Source organism: Enterobacter sp. 118C5 (assembly GCF_034107645.1).
In the GTDB taxonomy this organism is placed as follows: domain Bacteria; phylum Pseudomonadota; class Gammaproteobacteria; order Enterobacterales; family Enterobacteriaceae; genus Enterobacter; species Enterobacter nematophilus.
Window position 1 is genome coordinate 215,199 of the sequence record NZ_JAWNEU010000002.1, and the last position, 13,764, is coordinate 228,962.

At 52.4% G+C, this 13,764-nt stretch carries 17 protein-coding genes; 4 read left to right on the forward strand and 13 right to left on the reverse strand.

All coding sequences use genetic code 11. The features are described from left to right. Nucleotides 1-48 precede the first annotated feature (48 nt). The 4 genes from kduD to UTO39_RS06240 form a co-directional block, all read right to left on the reverse strand. Nucleotides 49-810, reverse strand: coding sequence for a 2-dehydro-3-deoxy-D-gluconate 5-dehydrogenase KduD (kduD, locus tag UTO39_RS06225; protein WP_003862835.1), 762 nt, complete (start codon nt 808-810; stop codon nt 49-51). A gap of 63 nt (nt 811-873) precedes the next feature. Continuing rightward, nucleotides 874-1,710 carry a 5-dehydro-4-deoxy-D-glucuronate isomerase gene (gene kduI, locus UTO39_RS06230; protein ID WP_320726737.1) on the reverse strand — a complete coding sequence of 279 codons (837 nt, stop codon included), beginning with the start codon at nt 1,708-1,710 and terminating at the stop codon, nt 874-876. A 235-nt stretch (nt 1,711-1,945) separates the two neighbouring features. Continuing rightward, nucleotides 1,946-3,124: an acetyl-CoA C-acetyltransferase gene (locus UTO39_RS06235; protein WP_320726738.1), complete on the reverse strand. Its 1,179-nt coding sequence runs from the start codon at nt 3,122-3,124 to the stop codon at nt 1,946-1,948. 93 nt (nt 3,125-3,217) lie between these two features. Continuing rightward, nucleotides 3,218-4,084, reverse strand: a complete 867-nt coding sequence (locus tag UTO39_RS06240; protein WP_061097187.1) for a LysR family transcriptional regulator — start codon at nt 4,082-4,084, stop codon at nt 3,218-3,220. A 104-nt stretch (nt 4,085-4,188) separates the two neighbouring features. On the opposite strand from UTO39_RS06240, the gene UTO39_RS06245 reads away from it, so the two are divergent. Next, complete coding sequence (locus UTO39_RS06245) at nt 4,189-4,650, forward strand: multidrug/biocide efflux PACE transporter (RefSeq protein ID WP_320726739.1); 462 nt, start codon at nt 4,189-4,191, stop codon at nt 4,648-4,650. A 119-nt stretch (nt 4,651-4,769) separates the two neighbouring features. Further along, a complete protein-coding gene (locus UTO39_RS06250; RefSeq protein ID WP_253543229.1) occupies nt 4,770-5,999 on the forward strand; it encodes an amino acid permease in 1,230 nt (409 codons plus the stop codon). Between the two features lie 36 nt (nt 6,000-6,035). Here the strand turns inward: UTO39_RS06250 and UTO39_RS06255 are convergent, their stop codons facing one another. Next, the gene (locus UTO39_RS06255) at nt 6,036-6,506 is read right to left on the reverse strand and encodes an Lrp/AsnC family transcriptional regulator (protein WP_061097185.1); all 471 of its coding nucleotides are present in this window, start codon (nt 6,504-6,506) and stop codon (nt 6,036-6,038) included. A 114-nt stretch (nt 6,507-6,620) separates the two neighbouring features. Here UTO39_RS06255 and UTO39_RS06260 point away from each other — a divergent pair, with 114 nt between their 5' ends. Next, entirely contained in the window at nt 6,621-7,232 is a 612-nt protein-coding gene (locus UTO39_RS06260; protein ID WP_320726740.1) for a LysE family translocator, read from the forward strand. 27 nt (nt 7,233-7,259) lie between these two features. Here the strand turns inward: UTO39_RS06260 and UTO39_RS06265 are convergent, their stop codons facing one another. Together UTO39_RS06265 and yjdI are read right to left on the reverse strand one after the other, a co-directional pair. Continuing rightward, entirely contained in the window at nt 7,260-7,532 is a 273-nt protein-coding gene (locus tag UTO39_RS06265; protein ID WP_061097183.1) for a GNAT family N-acetyltransferase, read from the reverse strand. Nucleotides 7,533-7,542: 10 nt separating this feature from the next. Next, entirely contained in the window at nt 7,543-7,773 is a 231-nt protein-coding gene (gene yjdI / locus UTO39_RS06270; RefSeq protein WP_253543231.1) for a 4Fe-4S mono-cluster protein YjdI, read from the reverse strand. Between the two features lie 270 nt (nt 7,774-8,043). Between yjdI and UTO39_RS06275 the strand changes: the two genes are divergently transcribed. Beyond that, nucleotides 8,044-8,439, forward strand: coding sequence for a hypothetical protein (locus UTO39_RS06275; protein ID WP_061097182.1), 396 nt, complete (start codon nt 8,044-8,046; stop codon nt 8,437-8,439). Between the two features lie 59 nt (nt 8,440-8,498). Here UTO39_RS06275 and UTO39_RS06280 read toward each other — a convergent pair whose 3' ends face one another. The 6 genes from UTO39_RS06280 to UTO39_RS06305 form a co-directional block, all read right to left on the reverse strand. Continuing rightward, nucleotides 8,499-9,113 (reverse strand): outer membrane beta-barrel protein, encoded by a 615-nt coding sequence (locus tag UTO39_RS06280; RefSeq protein WP_061097181.1) that lies wholly within the window; start codon nt 9,111-9,113, stop codon nt 8,499-8,501. A 94-nt stretch (nt 9,114-9,207) separates the two neighbouring features. Further along, the gene (locus tag UTO39_RS06285) at nt 9,208-9,837 is read right to left on the reverse strand and encodes a helix-turn-helix domain-containing protein (RefSeq protein ID WP_061097180.1); all 630 of its coding nucleotides are present in this window, start codon (nt 9,835-9,837) and stop codon (nt 9,208-9,210) included. Nucleotides 9,838-10,146: 309 nt separating this feature from the next. Beyond that, nucleotides 10,147-10,776, reverse strand: coding sequence for a response regulator transcription factor (locus UTO39_RS06290; protein WP_320726741.1), 630 nt, complete (start codon nt 10,774-10,776; stop codon nt 10,147-10,149). 99 nt (nt 10,777-10,875) lie between these two features. Further along, nucleotides 10,876-12,135: an FKBP-type peptidyl-prolyl cis-trans isomerase gene (locus UTO39_RS06295; RefSeq protein WP_320726742.1), complete on the reverse strand. Its 1,260-nt coding sequence runs from the start codon at nt 12,133-12,135 to the stop codon at nt 10,876-10,878. Beyond that, the gene (locus UTO39_RS06300; protein ID WP_320726743.1) at nt 12,132-12,932 is read right to left on the reverse strand and encodes a tetratricopeptide repeat protein; all 801 of its coding nucleotides are present in this window, start codon (nt 12,930-12,932) and stop codon (nt 12,132-12,134) included. The genes UTO39_RS06295 and UTO39_RS06300 overlap by 4 nt, the downstream gene beginning before the upstream one ends. Next, complete coding sequence (locus tag UTO39_RS06305) at nt 12,929-13,312, reverse strand: hypothetical protein (RefSeq protein WP_320726744.1); 384 nt, start codon at nt 13,310-13,312, stop codon at nt 12,929-12,931. The genes UTO39_RS06300 and UTO39_RS06305 overlap by 4 nt, the downstream gene beginning before the upstream one ends. Nucleotides 13,313-13,764: the final 452 nt, after the last annotated feature.

Sequence of the window (13,764 nt, forward strand, 5' to 3'; positions counted from 1 at the left end):
GCAAAAAAAACCTCCGCCGAAAAGCAGAGGTGTTTGTCATAAGTAAGGTTATCGCGCCAGCCAGCCGCCATCAACCGCGACGGTATAACCATTGATATAGTCCGATGCCGGGGAAGCCAGGAACACAACCGGCCCCATCAGATCGCTCGGCAGCCCCCAGCGGCCCGCCGGAATACGCTCCAGGATCGCCGCACTGCGTTCTTCATCCGCCCGCAGCTGCTGGGTGTTGTTGGTGGCCATGTAGCCCGGCGCAATCGCGTTGACGTTGATGTTGTGCTGCGCCCATTCGTTCGCCAGCAGGCGGGTCACGCCCATCACCGCGCTTTTCGACGCGGTGTAAGACGGCACGCGGATGCCGCCCTGGAAGGAGAGCATCGAGGCGATGTTAATGATCTTGCCGCCCTTCCCCTGCGCGATGAAGTGCTTCGCCGCCGCCTGCGACATAAAGAACACGCTCTTGATGTTCAGGTTCATGACGTCGTCCCAGTCGGTCTCGCTGAAGTTAATCGCGTCTTCACGACGGATCAGCCCCGCGTTGTTGACCAGAATGTCGATATGGCCAAACTCCGCCACGGCGCGATCCAGCAGCTCCGGAATGGCGTCAATTTTACGCAGGTCGGCGGTCAGGCTGAGAAAACGGCGGCCCAGCGCGGTCACGCGTTCGATGGTTTCCGTGGGCTCAACGATGTTGATCCCGACGATATCACAGCCCGCTTCCGCCAGGCCTAACGCCATCCCCTGGCCCAGTCCGGTGTCACACCCGGAAACCACGGCCACTTTACCCTGCAGAGAAAATGCATCCAGAATCATGTTTGTTCCTTACTCTTTCAGCGCCTGTCATCAACAGGCAGATGTATGCTTAACTGCCCGCGACTAGCGCAGATCCTTAACCGCGACGTGGTCCATGTCATCGAAGACCTGGTTTTCTCCAACCATCCCCCAGATGAAGGTATAGGCTTTCGTCCCCACGCCGGAGTGAATGGACCAGCTGGGTGAAATCACCGCCTGCTCGTTATGCATGACGATATGGCGGGTTTCCTGAGGCTGTCCCATCATGTGGAACACGCAAGCGTCTTCATCCATGTTGAAGTAGAAGTAGACCTCCATGCGGCGTTCGTGGGTATGGCACGGCATGGTGTTCCACAGATTGCCCGGGGCCAGTTCGGTCAGCCCCATGCTGAGCTGGCAGGTCTCCAGCACATCCGGAACGAAATATTTATTGATGGTGCGGCGGTTGCTGGTGAGGTTATCGCCCAGCGTCACGGGCGCAACGTCCGCAGGCGTCACTTTTTTGGTTGGATAAGCGGTGTGCGCGGGAGCGCAGTTATAGTAAAACTTCGCGGGCTTGCCGCTGTCGATGCTGGCAAAGACCACCTCCTTCGCCCCTTTGCCGACGTATAGCCCGTCGCGGTGGCCAATCTCGTAGCACTGGCCGTCCACGGTAATCGTGCCCGGCCCGCCGATATTAATCACGCCCAGTTCACGACGCTCCAGGAAGTAGCTTACGCCCAGCTGCTTGCCCACTTCACCGCCCACGGAGACGGTTTTCGCCACCGGCATAATGCCGCCCACGATAATGCGGTCGATGTGGCTATAGACCATGGTGTACTCATCGGCTTCGAACACCTGCTCAACTAAAAACTCGCTGCGCAGTCCCTGAGTATCCAGCGTTTTGGCATGCGCGCTGTGGATGCTTTGTCTGACGTCCACGGTAACCTCCAGATGTGGTCATGCCCGAAGGCAGAAATTAAACGAAACGACGTTTCGTTTTATGATGAGCACATACTAACGGCATAGAATAGGGTTTTCAATTGCAATTAAAACAACGTTTCATTTTTTATTTTTGTTTATAACAGAAATGACGCGCGGATCACGATTACTCCTCATGAAGAGAAGACCGCGATAAAAAAAACCTCCCGGAGGAGGTTTTTTCAGTGAGGAGAGATTAGCGTTCGATGGCGAGCGCCACGCCCTGTCCGCCGCCTATACAGAGGGTAGCGATCCCTTTGCGCGCGTTTCGCTTTTTCATTTCGTGGACCAGCGAAACCAGGATTCGGCAGCCGGACGCGCCAATGGGATGCCCCAGCGCAATCGCCCCGCCGTTTACGTTGACCCGCAGCGGATCCCACTCCAGCATTTTGCCGACCGAGATCGCCTGCGCGGCAAAGGCTTCGTTCACTTCAATCAGATCCACATCCGAAAGCTGCCACCCTGCGCGCTCCAGGCAGCGACGGGTAGCGTAGACCGGCGCAATCCCCATTAACGCAGGATCCACGCCCACGCTGGCAAACGCCTTAATGCGGGCCAGCACGGGGAGATCGAGCTCAAGGGCTTTGCTTTCGCTCATCATCATCACGGCGGCGGCACCGTCGTTAATGGAAGAGGCATTTCCCGCCGTGACCGAGCCCTGGGTTTCAAACGCGGGATTCAGTCTCGCCAGGCCTTCCGCGCTGGCGTCCGTGCGCGGCTGTTCATCGCTATCTATCACGATAACCTCGCCGTTCTGACGCTGCGTGCTGACCGGAACAATCTCGTCGCAAAAGCGACCGGAATCAATCGCGGCACGCGCTTTTTGCTGCGAACTGAGCGCATAGGCGTCCTGCAATTCGCGGCTAATGCCGTACTCGCGCGCCAGGTTTTCTGCCGTCACGCCCATATGATAGTCGTTGAACGCATCCCACAGCCCGTCATGCACGAGGCTGTCGAGCAGCTGGCTGTTGCCCAGCTGCGCCCCGGTACGGCTGTCGGTCAGAACGTGCGGCGCGCGGCTCATGTTCTCTTGTCCGCCAGCAATAACCACATCCGCTTCACCGCACTGAATGGCCTGGGTGGCGAGATGCAGCGCTTTTAATCCTGAACCACAGACGTCGTTGATGGTGATGGCGGATACGGTATTGGGCAGCCCGCCCTTCAGCGCCGCCTGGCGCGCAGGGTTTTGCCCGGCACCGGCCGTGAGAACCTGCCCCAGGATCACCTCATCAACTTCATGGGCGGCGATCCCGCTACGTTCCACCAGCGCTTTAACGACCACGCTGCCCAGGTCAACCGCCGAGTGACGCGCAAGCGCTCCCTGAAAACAGCCGATAGCCGTACGCAACGCACCCACTATTACGACATCTTTCATCACGACCTCTGTGTTAAATGACATGACGATAGTAGAGGATTGTTACTGGCAATTATCTTAATTGTTTAAAAATAGTGAGTTTAATCACAAGGATTAGCGTGCATCCTGCAGATACTGCCGCAGCCAGCTTCCGGCTACGCCGGGAGGGGATCGTTTATTCCACAGCAAATCAATGCCGATCGCCCGTGGCCAGCCGGGAACATTGAGCTGTACCAGCGACTTCGCGGCGGCGAATTCATCCACCAGCGCGCACGGCAGCACGCACCAGCCGAACCCCTGGACGGCCATGCTCAGCAGTAGCAGGTAGTTCGGCGCTGACCAGACGGGCCCGCGCGCGATCTCAGCCTCGCGCTCAAGGTAGGTGCTGAGCCTCAGCTCCCGCCAGCCGTGCAGCTCGTCGCTCTGCACCTCGTGTTGTCCGGCGAGCGGATGCGTGGTCGCGACGTATATCGCCATTCGGGTCTGCACCGGCAGCCGGGTAGCGCCAATATCCGTCGGGTAACCGTCTCGCGCTTCCGTCAGGCCCACCTGCGCGCGCTCCTTTTGCAGCAGATCGATCACGTCCTCTTCCTCGCCAATCAGGCATTCGAATTCCGTGTGGGGAAAGCGAGCGTCAAACTGCTTCATCAGATCTTCCAGCACGTCGGGGTTGAGGGTATCGGAGAGGACAAACGTCAGACGCGCCTCCGTTTGTGCCGTTAACGACACCGCCAGCTCATCCAGCCGCGTGCTGGCGGCGAGGATGGCCTGCACGTAGCCCAGCACCTGTTCTCCCTGGACCGTTAACACCGGCTGGCGCGCCGAGCGGTCAAACAGTTCGAACCCCAGATCGGCTTCAAGATTGGCAATGGAGGTGCTGATCGTCGACTGGCTTTTACGCAGCCGGCGCGCGGCAGCAGAAAAAGAGCCTGCCGCAACGGTCTCAACAAACGCGGTAAGGGCTTCAGGTGAATAGCGCATAAACTATCTACTTTATCGATGGATACCATCTTTAATATATCAGCTTTAGCGATAAAAATAGGCTGCATCAACGCCCATATCGGAGAATTAATGAGGTCTACACTATGCAACATCAGAATGCACTCCAACGTAAACTGCCGGAGCGGATCTTTCACGCTGTCTGTTTCGAAGGAATTGCCACCGCAATTCTCGCCCCCACGGCGGCGTGGCTGATGCAGCGCTCGGTGGTGGAGATGGGTGGGTTAACCATTATCCTGGCTACCACCGCCATGCTCTGGAACATTATCTATAACTTCGGTTTCGACCGTTTCTGGCCTGTCCAGCGGGTCAAACGCACGGCTAAGGTTCGCGCGCTGCACGCCCTGGGGTTCGAATGCGGGTTTATTGTGATCGGCGTGTCGATTGTCGCCGCCGTGCTGGGCGTGACCCTGCTTCAGGCATTCACGCTGGAAATAGGTTTCTTCCTGTTCTTCCTGCCGTACACCATGTTCTATAACTGGGCGTACGATACCCTGCGCGAGAAATTTCTTAAGCGTCGCCAGCAACGACGCGCTCTGGCAGGCTAAACCTCCACTGGCCGGACGTCCGTTCCGGCCAAACTCCGTCGAAGCAACTGCGCTCTCCGGGCATAACTATGGTAAATTGCACGCCATTCTGATGGTTTGTTAGTTGAAACGTTGCTCTAATGTCGAAAATTTGGTCAAAAGATGAGACTCTCTGGAGTTTCGCTCTCTATGGCACGGCCGTGGGCGCAGGAACGCTGTTCTTGCCCATTCAGCTGGGCTCCGCAGGCGCTATTGTCCTGTTTATCACCGCCCTCGTGGCCTACCCGTTAACCTACTGGCCGCACCGCGCGCTGGCGCAATTTATTCTCTCGTCAAAAACCAAAGGTCATGAAGGGATCACCGGCGCCGTCTCCCACTACTACGGTAAAAAGATTGGCAATCTGATCACCACGCTCTATTTCATCGCCTTCTTTGTGGTGGTGCAGATTTATGCGGTGGCCATTACCAACTCGTTAACCGAGCAGCTGGCAAAACACCTGACGGTGGATACCGCCGTTCGCGTGCTGGTCAGCCTGGGGGTGGTGCTGGTATTGAATCTGATCTTCCTGATGGGACGGCATATCACGATAAAAGTGATGGGCTTCCTGGTGTTTCCGCTGATTGCCTACTTCCTGTTTGTCTCGATCTATCTCACCGGAAGCTGGCAGCCCTCGCTACTCACCGGCCAGATGGCCTTCGATCGTCATACGCTGCACCAGGTTTGGATTTCAATTCCGGTGATGGTGTTTGCCTTCAGCCATACCCCGATTATCTCAACGTTTGCCGTTGACCGTCGCGAGAAGTTTGCCGACGGAGCCATGGATAAATGCAAGAAGATCATGAAGGTGGCGTACCTGATTATCTGCCTGAGCGTGCTGTTCTTTGTCTTCAGCTGCCTGCTCTCAATCCCGCCGTCCTATATTGTGGCCGCCAAAGAGCAGGGGGTAACGATCCTCTCAGCGCTGTCGATGATGCCTTCTTCTCCCGCCTGGCTCGGCATTTCCGGGATTATCGTGGCAATCGTAGCGATGTCGAAATCGTTCCTCGGCACCTATTTTGGGGTGATTGAAGGGGCGACAGAGATCGTGAAGTCGTCGCTGAATCAGGTGGGCATTAAAAAGAGCCGCGCCTTTAACCGCGCGATTTCCATAATGGGAGTGTCGTTAATCACCTTTGCGGTCTGCTGCATTAACCCGAACGCCATTTCGATGATTTACGCCATCAGCGGCCCGCTTATCGCCATGATCCTGTTTATCATGCCGACGCTGTCAACGTATCTGATCCCTTCCCTGAAACCGTACCGCTCCATTGGCAGCCTGCTGACGCTGATCGTCGGCGTGCTGTGCGTGTCGGTAATGTTTGTTGGCTAACCCCCTTTCATGCCCGACGTCTGTCGGGCATGCCTCTTAGTCCCGCCCCGCTGATTCCAGCGGAAAAGGTCTGTCCTGCACTACCGTTTTCATGACAAGCGTAGAGCGAAGGTGCTGCACGCCGGGCATGGCGGAGAGTTTCTCGTCATAGAGTTTCTGAAAAGCCGACAGGTCGCGGGTCACGACGTGCATCAGATAATCCGGATCGCCAAACAGACGCTGTGCCAGCACGATCTGCGGGATCTCTTCTACCGCCTCTTCAAACGCGCTTACCGCCTTTCGGTCACCCTCTTTTAGCGTCGCAAACACTATCGCCAGAAAGTTAAAGCCCATTTTGGCGGGGTCGAGGCTGGCACGGTATCCCGTTATGGCCCCGCTTTGCTCCAGCGCCCGCACGCGACGATGGCACGGCGAGAGGCTCAGATTCACCCGTTCAGCCAGCTCGGTCAGGGATAAGCGGCCATCAGACTGTAGCTCCGCAAGAATTTTTCGATCGATGCTATCCATGTGGAAGATTTTCTCATTTTAACCGTGTTATGAGCATAACATTGAAAGCCTATTTCGCAGGGTTAGCGATATTCTTTTTCTCAACTTTGACGCACTGCGGGAGTCTTCAGGACGATGGAAATGAGTATTGTGGCCGGCTTTTGGGTGGTTTCTTTTCTGCTCATCATGACGCCGGGTGCCGACTGGGCCTACGCCATTAGCGCCGGGATTAACGGGAAACGCGTTGTCCCGGCTGTGATGGGGTTGATGTCCGGGCATCTGTTAGCCACGCTGATTGTGGTGGCTGGCGTGGGCGTACTGATTGCTCAACATCCGCTGGCGTTAACCGGGCTGACCCTCGCGGGGGCGATATATCTCCTGTGGCTTGGCATTACGCTGTTACGTCACCCCGCCGCACCGGAAAAGGCCACCCACCACGTGGGAAACTGGAGACAGTGGGCGGTGAAAGGGCTCTGCATTAGCGGCCTTAACCCGAAAGTTTTTTTGCTGTTTCTGGCGCTGCTTCCGCAGTTTACAGATCCGGCCGGAAGCTGGTCGATAGCGATGCAGATGTCCGCGCTTGGCGTGATGCACCTGGTCACCTGCACGCTGGTCTATCTGCTGGTGGGGTATGGTTCGAGAGCGGTGCTGGCGACCCGGCCGCAGGCGGCGCGTCTGGTGAGCATGGCATCGGGAGGGATAATGGTGCTGATCGCGTTGATACTGCTGTTTGAACAGATGAGATAAAAAAACACCGGCCATCGCCGGTGTTATTTACGCCCGAATATCGTCATATTCCCGCGTATTATCAAACTCATGCTTGGCAAACGGGCACAGCGGAATAATTTTGCGGTTCTCACCGCGCATCTTCTCCACCACTTTCGCCACCAGCCGTTTGCCAACGCCCTGCCCCTTCAGGCTCGGATCGACATCGGTGTGCTCAATGATGCTCAGGTGCTCGCCGGTCGGCACGAAGACAATCTCTGCGACCTGATTGCCGTCTGCATCATTCACGTAAAACTTGTTATGGCCTTCCAGAATATCCATGGTTCCTCGCTTATTTTTGGCGGTACTTCAGCGCACCGCTCGGGCAGGTATCAATCACGCTTACAACCGTTTCCACGTCTACTTCGTCGGGAATAATCCACGGCTTGCGTTTCAGATTAAACAGCTTTGCGCTTCCACGCACGCAGTTACCGGAGTGTTTGCAGATCCCGGTGTTGAAGTAAACGTCAATTTTCTCGCCGGTATAGGCCCGGTAACCCGCATCCAGTAGTTCTTTATCCATGACATTGCCTCTGTAATTATTCTCGTGCTGAATGAAGCATAGCCTTACGGGATCCTGATAGCTATCTCGAAAAGCCAGCTCACAACGCTTATCTTGCCGGATTGCGTCCCCCTGCGTACGTGGATGGCTGCGCATACAGGCTGTTTTATATATAAAGCGTGAACTAGCGTTCTATTCCCGGTGAGATGTTTAAAATTAAACAAGTTTAATCTGAAGATATGCCTGTCGTTTACGATAATGTCCGCTCTGCTTATTTAACACGAGTTACCCATGAAGACACGGTCATTATTACTGACTCTGCTCAGCCTCAATTTATTAACCGCCTGCAGCGCTTCTGCGCCAGATAAGGTTGAACAGATACACCATATGCAGGTCCCGCTAGTTTTACCGGGAGAAAAACCGCCTGCCGTTCCGGCATCGCATATTGCAGCGCTTTATCAAGAGAATAAAGTACAGATAGACAGATTGTCAGCACAGCTGAAATCAGAATATTTACAGCACGCTACCGCGAAGGATATTTTCACCGAAGACAGCTCCGTTCAGCCAGTCTACGCCTCACTGACAAAACTGGAACAGCTTGAACTGATTAATCAGCAATACCTGAAAGATAAAAACGTTATCGGCCTGCAAAAGATTAAACTTGCTCTTGAGCCTTTAGTCACTTAAATGGCACAAAGCCCAACTGCTGAGCAGTCGGGCTTTTATCATTGAGAGGCTAACAACGATTAATCGTGCTGTCCAAAACGCCATGTCAGACCTGCCGTTACGGAGCTTACGTCGCTGCTGACGCCAATCTGGTTGGCATTACCCACATTGCTTACCCATTGATATTCGAGGCGGCCAGCCAAATTTTTGTTGAATGCATACTCCGTCCCTACCGCGGCAAGCGGGCGAACGCCTGTATCGAAACGATTGTGACCACTTACATCAGATTCTGCGCGATAGGCCATCGCCCCGGCGCGCCCATAGATATCCCAGCTGTCGGTCACGGCATAGCTGGCTTTTAAGGACATCTGCAGCCCCTGGCTTTTCATTTGTGCGCCCGCGCTATGGTTACCTTTCATCTGCATATTTCCTAAATAATCGTAACCACCTTCTACTGCCAGCCAGGGTGTCATCTGATAGCCAGCGTAAACCCCGCCACCGACGTTATCATGATCGATATTATACTGGCTGGAGCCATTGTTATTATCGCTCGCTTTAGAACCGGTGCTGGCGTCAAAATAGTGTGACCAGCCGAATTTAGCCCCGCTATACCATGTACCTGTATCTGCAGCTGCAAATGCAGTTGTGGCTGTGAACGCGTTAGCAATAATTAATGCGAAAAGTGTCTTCTTCATACAAATCCCGTTTACTCTGTTGAATAGTTTCAGTGAGCAAACGATATAGACAAACGAGAACAACGTGAAATGCTTTTCTGTTTAATTTTAAATTTTAGAACGACTCCGGTAAATTTCCAACCTCCATTAAATACCCGCCGCGCTTAAATGCGATATATTGACCTTGCTTAAGCGCCGATAATACGTTGAGAATACTGCTGCGTGAAAGAAGCGTGCGGTCCTGAATATATTCCAGAATGCTGGTTCGCATACGTGCCTCTTCGGGCAGTAATATCATCTCCTGCAGATAGCTACGAATCACGGAATAGGTACGTTGCTGCACGACCTGCGCATCACGATAGATGAGATACGCCGTATGATACGACAGCAAGGCCGCAACATCTTCCCAGACGCCCTGCTCGCGAAATAGCGCAGCTGCTTCATCTGCATCAGCACGTAAAATGATGGACTCTCTTTCCGCACGTAATATATGACCCTGTGTCGGCTGGATCATCTCGGCAATGCCGAACAGATGAGGCTCGAAAACGGTCACCAGGAGCAGGCCATCAGATGCCCGCAGCAAAGAAAGCTCACCCTCCTGAAAAAGATACATTTGCTGATGGCCTTTGTGTTTCCAGGTGATCCGCTTGCGCGGGACGAGCTTTACTTTATCCGCGATCGGCTCAAGGATGGCCGTCAGACGTTCAATGGATTGCTCAGGCCGAACGGGAGGTAAAATATTCATGACACCACCTTTTAGCGTTGGGTAATGGCCAGTATAGTCTACAACGGTCAATGCTCAGACAAGTATAAGGGGAGAAGTGATATCAGATGGAAAAGCATGAGTAAAAAGAAATTTTGTTTATTTTTGAATTTCACCTTCAGAACAGAGGTAAATGTAACGGATATCTGCCGCGAGTCAGTGCATTACTGAGATAAACTGGCTAGACTGTTGTCGCGCACATAGTTTCCCAATCTGAATTTTTCAGAGTCGCTTTTACATTCCTTGCCAGTATTATCCTGGCCGTATTCCTCGCAGCTTTGTCAAAATTGACTACAACTCATTTATCTTCAACTCAAAAATATCGCGATTGTTCTTCAGATCGAGCTTACGCATTGCTTGCCTTTTCTGAGAGCTAATCGTTTTAACGCTGCGGTTTAAACACTCGGCTATTTGCGTTACGCTCAGACCCTTTTGTAGATATTTCATAACGGTCTTCTCTTTTACCGACAAACGATTACTTACAAACGGAACATTATCTTGCATAACTATATTGCATTTGCTGTTATTATTTGACTCATTATTAAGCATTCTTCGAACACGGTGAAGTAAAATGAGAAAATTTTCTGCCGGTAACGTTTTACAGAAATACCCTGCAATCATTGGAGAACATTGCTCAGCGATTTTTTGATGTGAAACACTATCCCCCATCAAAACCAGGGCTGAGTCAGTCAGCTGTAGAGATAACTGCTCAACCAGTTCAAGAATATTGCTTTCACCGTCTGGCAGCGAACAATCTAACAGAAGTATATCTGCCGGCCCTAAGCTCAACGAGAAAAACAACTCCTCGCTGGTTCGGCACATATCTAACACTTCCAGTAAAGGTTCCGAATCTATTAGCTGTTTCACGCCGTTATGAAAAATAGGGTGATCATCAAGAATAATGATATTTTTGGTCATCATAATTACCTTATTTTAGTCTATCCTTACATTAAAAAACGCTATTACGAGAGGCATGGCTCAGCGAAATTTTTTATAGTAATGGCTGTTCCTGCCAGAGCTTCACATAGCACTGATGATTTTTATTTTTAATACCAGGGTTGCACCAAGCGGAATTAGAGGCTGAGCTCCCGCCTCGCCAAAGGCCTGCTCTGGCGGCAGAATGATTTCGAGTTCGCTGCCAACGTTACTCTGGCTTATAATTTTGCTCACTGCCGGAAGCAATGTATCGATTTTAAGCTGCTGAATTTCATTCAGCTCACCGCTGTTATCAAATACGGTGCCATCGGCTAATTTCCCTGTAATAAGCATTTCAGCTGTGCTGTCAGCGCTAAGTTTTGCTCCCTCCCCTTTTTTAATGACGAAGTAATAGGCGCCATCCATCTCTTTCATTCCTGAACGATTTTGTGTCTTTTTAATCAGCTCTTCACCGAGCTTCTTCTGCTGACTGGCCGTCTGTATTTGCTGCTGCTGTTGTTCGGCCACTTTTTCATTAAGCTGGCGGTCAAGATCGCTTACCAGTTCGGCAATTTCATCTTTTGGTAACGCGATACGTTGGCCGAAAGCATCTTTCAGACCGGCAAGCACCATCGGGCGATCGGGTTCAATACCCACCTCCTGCTGCGAACGTAAAACGCGTACTATATCGCTGGCAAACGCCACGCCGTTGGCATAGGAAATTTTTTGTTCGCGGGTCTGAGGCTTAACAGCCTGCTGTTTTTCGGTCAAAACGTTGTTTTCAGCCTTCAGCGCTTCGATTTGTTGCGACATCGCGAGAAGGCTGTCCTCTTTTTCCTTCAGCCGATCGGCAAACGCAGACTGGGTTATTGCGCGGGAATCCTCCAGCATTTGATGGGCGGCAACTTTTGCGCGTAACTCCGCCAGCTCCCGATCGGAATTGTCGTGCTGCGCTTGTGCTTCGGCCAGCGCTCGCTGTAGCGCATCCAGCTTCTCGCGCTGAGCCGTCATTGCATCCCTGTCAACCTCTGATGAGCTCAGCTTATTTTGCAAAGATTGAACTTCCCCTGCGTGCTTATCCAGCGTCTCTTTGTAGAGGCGCTGCTGTTCTGAAAGTGATTTTTCCAGCGCCTGCACGCGCTGATTCTCCTTCGCCTGTCCGGTTGTTGCGGGTCGCAGAGAAGGCGTTCGGGCAACCGGAGGCTTAATCCACGGTTGCTTTTTCTCCGTATCATCAAACAGTGAATAAGGAATGGTATTATCCGAGTTGTAGCCTGTCAGCGCGGGCTCAGCTGCATTAATCCGTGGGGCCAATACCAGCGCAGCAATGCAGAAACTGAGTCTGGTCAATCTCATGTTTGTCATTCTGCGCTCCATGATGTTGAGTTATTTACAAGAAGTTGCTCTGCCAGTTGACGGGCTTTTAACGCTTTCCCCTGCCGCGACGCTTCTGCATACATACGTAACTTCATTTTTTCCGCTGTTCGTTTCAGGCGCTCATCGCGGCTGTTATTGACTGCCGCGTTGTACCAGGCAAAAGCCAGCTCTGGCTGTGCAGAGACCCCTTCTCCGGCCTGGTACGCCCCCGCCAGATTAAACTGCGCAAGGGCGTTGCCTTGCTTTGCCGACTTGCTGTACCAGGTGAATGCCTGGCGCACATCTTTTTTTACGCCTGCCCCCTGGGTATACGCGGCGCCCACATCATTTTGTGCCTGTGCATCGCCCTGCTGAGCTGCCATGAGTAGCCACTTAAACGCCTTCTCAGGATGAACGTTCAATAAACCTGAACGATAATGACGGGCCAGTAATTGTTGGGCACTGATGTTTCCCTGTTCAGCGGAGGCTTCTAACCACCGTCGACCCTCAGCGGGTTGCTGTTCCAGAAGGAGCCTGCCAAGTAGAAATTGGGCTTCCGCCTGATGTTTCTCTGCCGCAGCACGCAGCAACGGTTCGGCTAATGCATCCTTTCCGGCAGAAAACAGCCAGGCCCCGCTACGTTGCTGAGACAGCACATCGCCACGCCCGGCCTGTTCATGAACAGCCGCCACCTGCTGATTAAATTCATTGAGCAGTGCAGGTTGAGGTGTTTTTTCACGCTCAACAGGGTGTGAGTTGCAGCCAGTCAGGAAAAGCATACCCAGCATCGCTGTTACGCTTTTCATGGGTTAATCCCCTCGTCTGCTTGCGACACGATAGATTGATACAAGGCGATATGAATTGCCTGGCATTCCCGCGCGAGCTGAGCCTGAAATATGCTATCTACTACGCTCTTTATGTCTTCCTGAACTTTATCCCGCGTCAGCAAATACTGGGCACTGTTATTTAACAACACCGTTAATGTTCCGTTATGCTTTTCAAAACGTGCCGCATCGTATTGTTTCAGGGCTGCCAACTCATCCTGACAGCGTTGCAGTGGCTTTGCGTCCTCAGCGGCCTGTGTTAAGGTGGTTGAAGGGGTACCTGAATGACCGGCGCAGCCAGCCAGCATCAGTACGCCACAGGCGAACATGAGTCGTCTGGAGTCAGCAGTTAAAAGCATCATATTAACTTCCGTATATTGGGGCTGATTTTATTTGCTGAATATTTCGAAATGCGTTCCGACTCTGTCAGCTTTCAATTAATACAGAGCACGCAGAAATTTCGCTTAAGTCGTTTAGCTTCAGCAAATAGAGATAATTTATTTTCTAACTTTAATAATATATGTTTTTAGTTAGTGAATGTGCCGATGCAAATCATATGAAAAAGCTCACTATTATCGGAACAAGAGCACTCTCAAAACCTGTACAAGACAAACAGGTGGACATGCTTTTTGTTACAAAGCAGAACAGTTCACGGGCCGTGCGGAAGAATGAAATTGCTGCCTTATGATTTAGCATACGCCATCTGGCTGAAGGGCTTCATTTTGACCTGCAAAAAAAGGGACTCCGAACGATCTTTATTCAGAAAATACCTTATACTTGTATCCATTTGTCAGAGTAAACAGAGTGATTTGAG

What these genes read in the sequence shown, in the direction of transcription:
- kduD (WP_003862835.1), bottom strand. Translation starts at nt 810, where the DNA reads ATGATTCTGGATGCATTTTCTCTGCAGGGTAAAGTGGCCGTGGTTTCC.
- UTO39_RS06235 (WP_320726738.1), bottom strand. Translation starts at nt 3,124, where the DNA reads ATGAAAGATGTCGTAATAGTGGGTGCGTTGCGTACGGCTATCGGCTGT.
- UTO39_RS06240 (WP_061097187.1), bottom strand. Translation starts at nt 4,084, where the DNA reads ATGCGCTATTCACCTGAAGCCCTTACCGCGTTTGTTGAGACCGTTGCG.
- UTO39_RS06245 (WP_320726739.1), top strand. Translation starts at nt 4,189, where the DNA reads ATGCAACATCAGAATGCACTCCAACGTAAACTGCCGGAGCGGATCTTT.
- UTO39_RS06250 (WP_253543229.1), top strand. Translation starts at nt 4,770, where the DNA reads ATGTCGAAAATTTGGTCAAAAGATGAGACTCTCTGGAGTTTCGCTCTC.
- UTO39_RS06255 (WP_061097185.1), bottom strand. Translation starts at nt 6,506, where the DNA reads ATGGATAGCATCGATCGAAAAATTCTTGCGGAGCTACAGTCTGATGGC.
- UTO39_RS06260 (WP_320726740.1), top strand. Translation starts at nt 6,621, where the DNA reads ATGGAAATGAGTATTGTGGCCGGCTTTTGGGTGGTTTCTTTTCTGCTC.
- UTO39_RS06265 (WP_061097183.1), bottom strand. Translation starts at nt 7,532, where the DNA reads ATGGATATTCTGGAAGGCCATAACAAGTTTTACGTGAATGATGCAGAC.
- yjdI (WP_253543231.1), bottom strand. Translation starts at nt 7,773, where the DNA reads ATGGATAAAGAACTACTGGATGCGGGTTACCGGGCCTATACCGGCGAG.
- UTO39_RS06275 (WP_061097182.1), top strand. Translation starts at nt 8,044, where the DNA reads ATGAAGACACGGTCATTATTACTGACTCTGCTCAGCCTCAATTTATTA.
- UTO39_RS06280 (WP_061097181.1), bottom strand. Translation starts at nt 9,113, where the DNA reads ATGAAGAAGACACTTTTCGCATTAATTATTGCTAACGCGTTCACAGCC.
- UTO39_RS06285 (WP_061097180.1), bottom strand. Translation starts at nt 9,837, where the DNA reads ATGAATATTTTACCTCCCGTTCGGCCTGAGCAATCCATTGAACGTCTG.
- UTO39_RS06290 (WP_320726741.1), bottom strand. Translation starts at nt 10,776, where the DNA reads ATGATGACCAAAAATATCATTATTCTTGATGATCACCCTATTTTTCAT.
- UTO39_RS06295 (WP_320726742.1), bottom strand. Translation starts at nt 12,135, where the DNA reads ATGACAAACATGAGATTGACCAGACTCAGTTTCTGCATTGCTGCGCTG.
- UTO39_RS06300 (WP_320726743.1), bottom strand. Translation starts at nt 12,932, where the DNA reads ATGAAAAGCGTAACAGCGATGCTGGGTATGCTTTTCCTGACTGGCTGC.
- UTO39_RS06305 (WP_320726744.1), bottom strand. Translation starts at nt 13,312, where the DNA reads ATGATGCTTTTAACTGCTGACTCCAGACGACTCATGTTCGCCTGTGGC.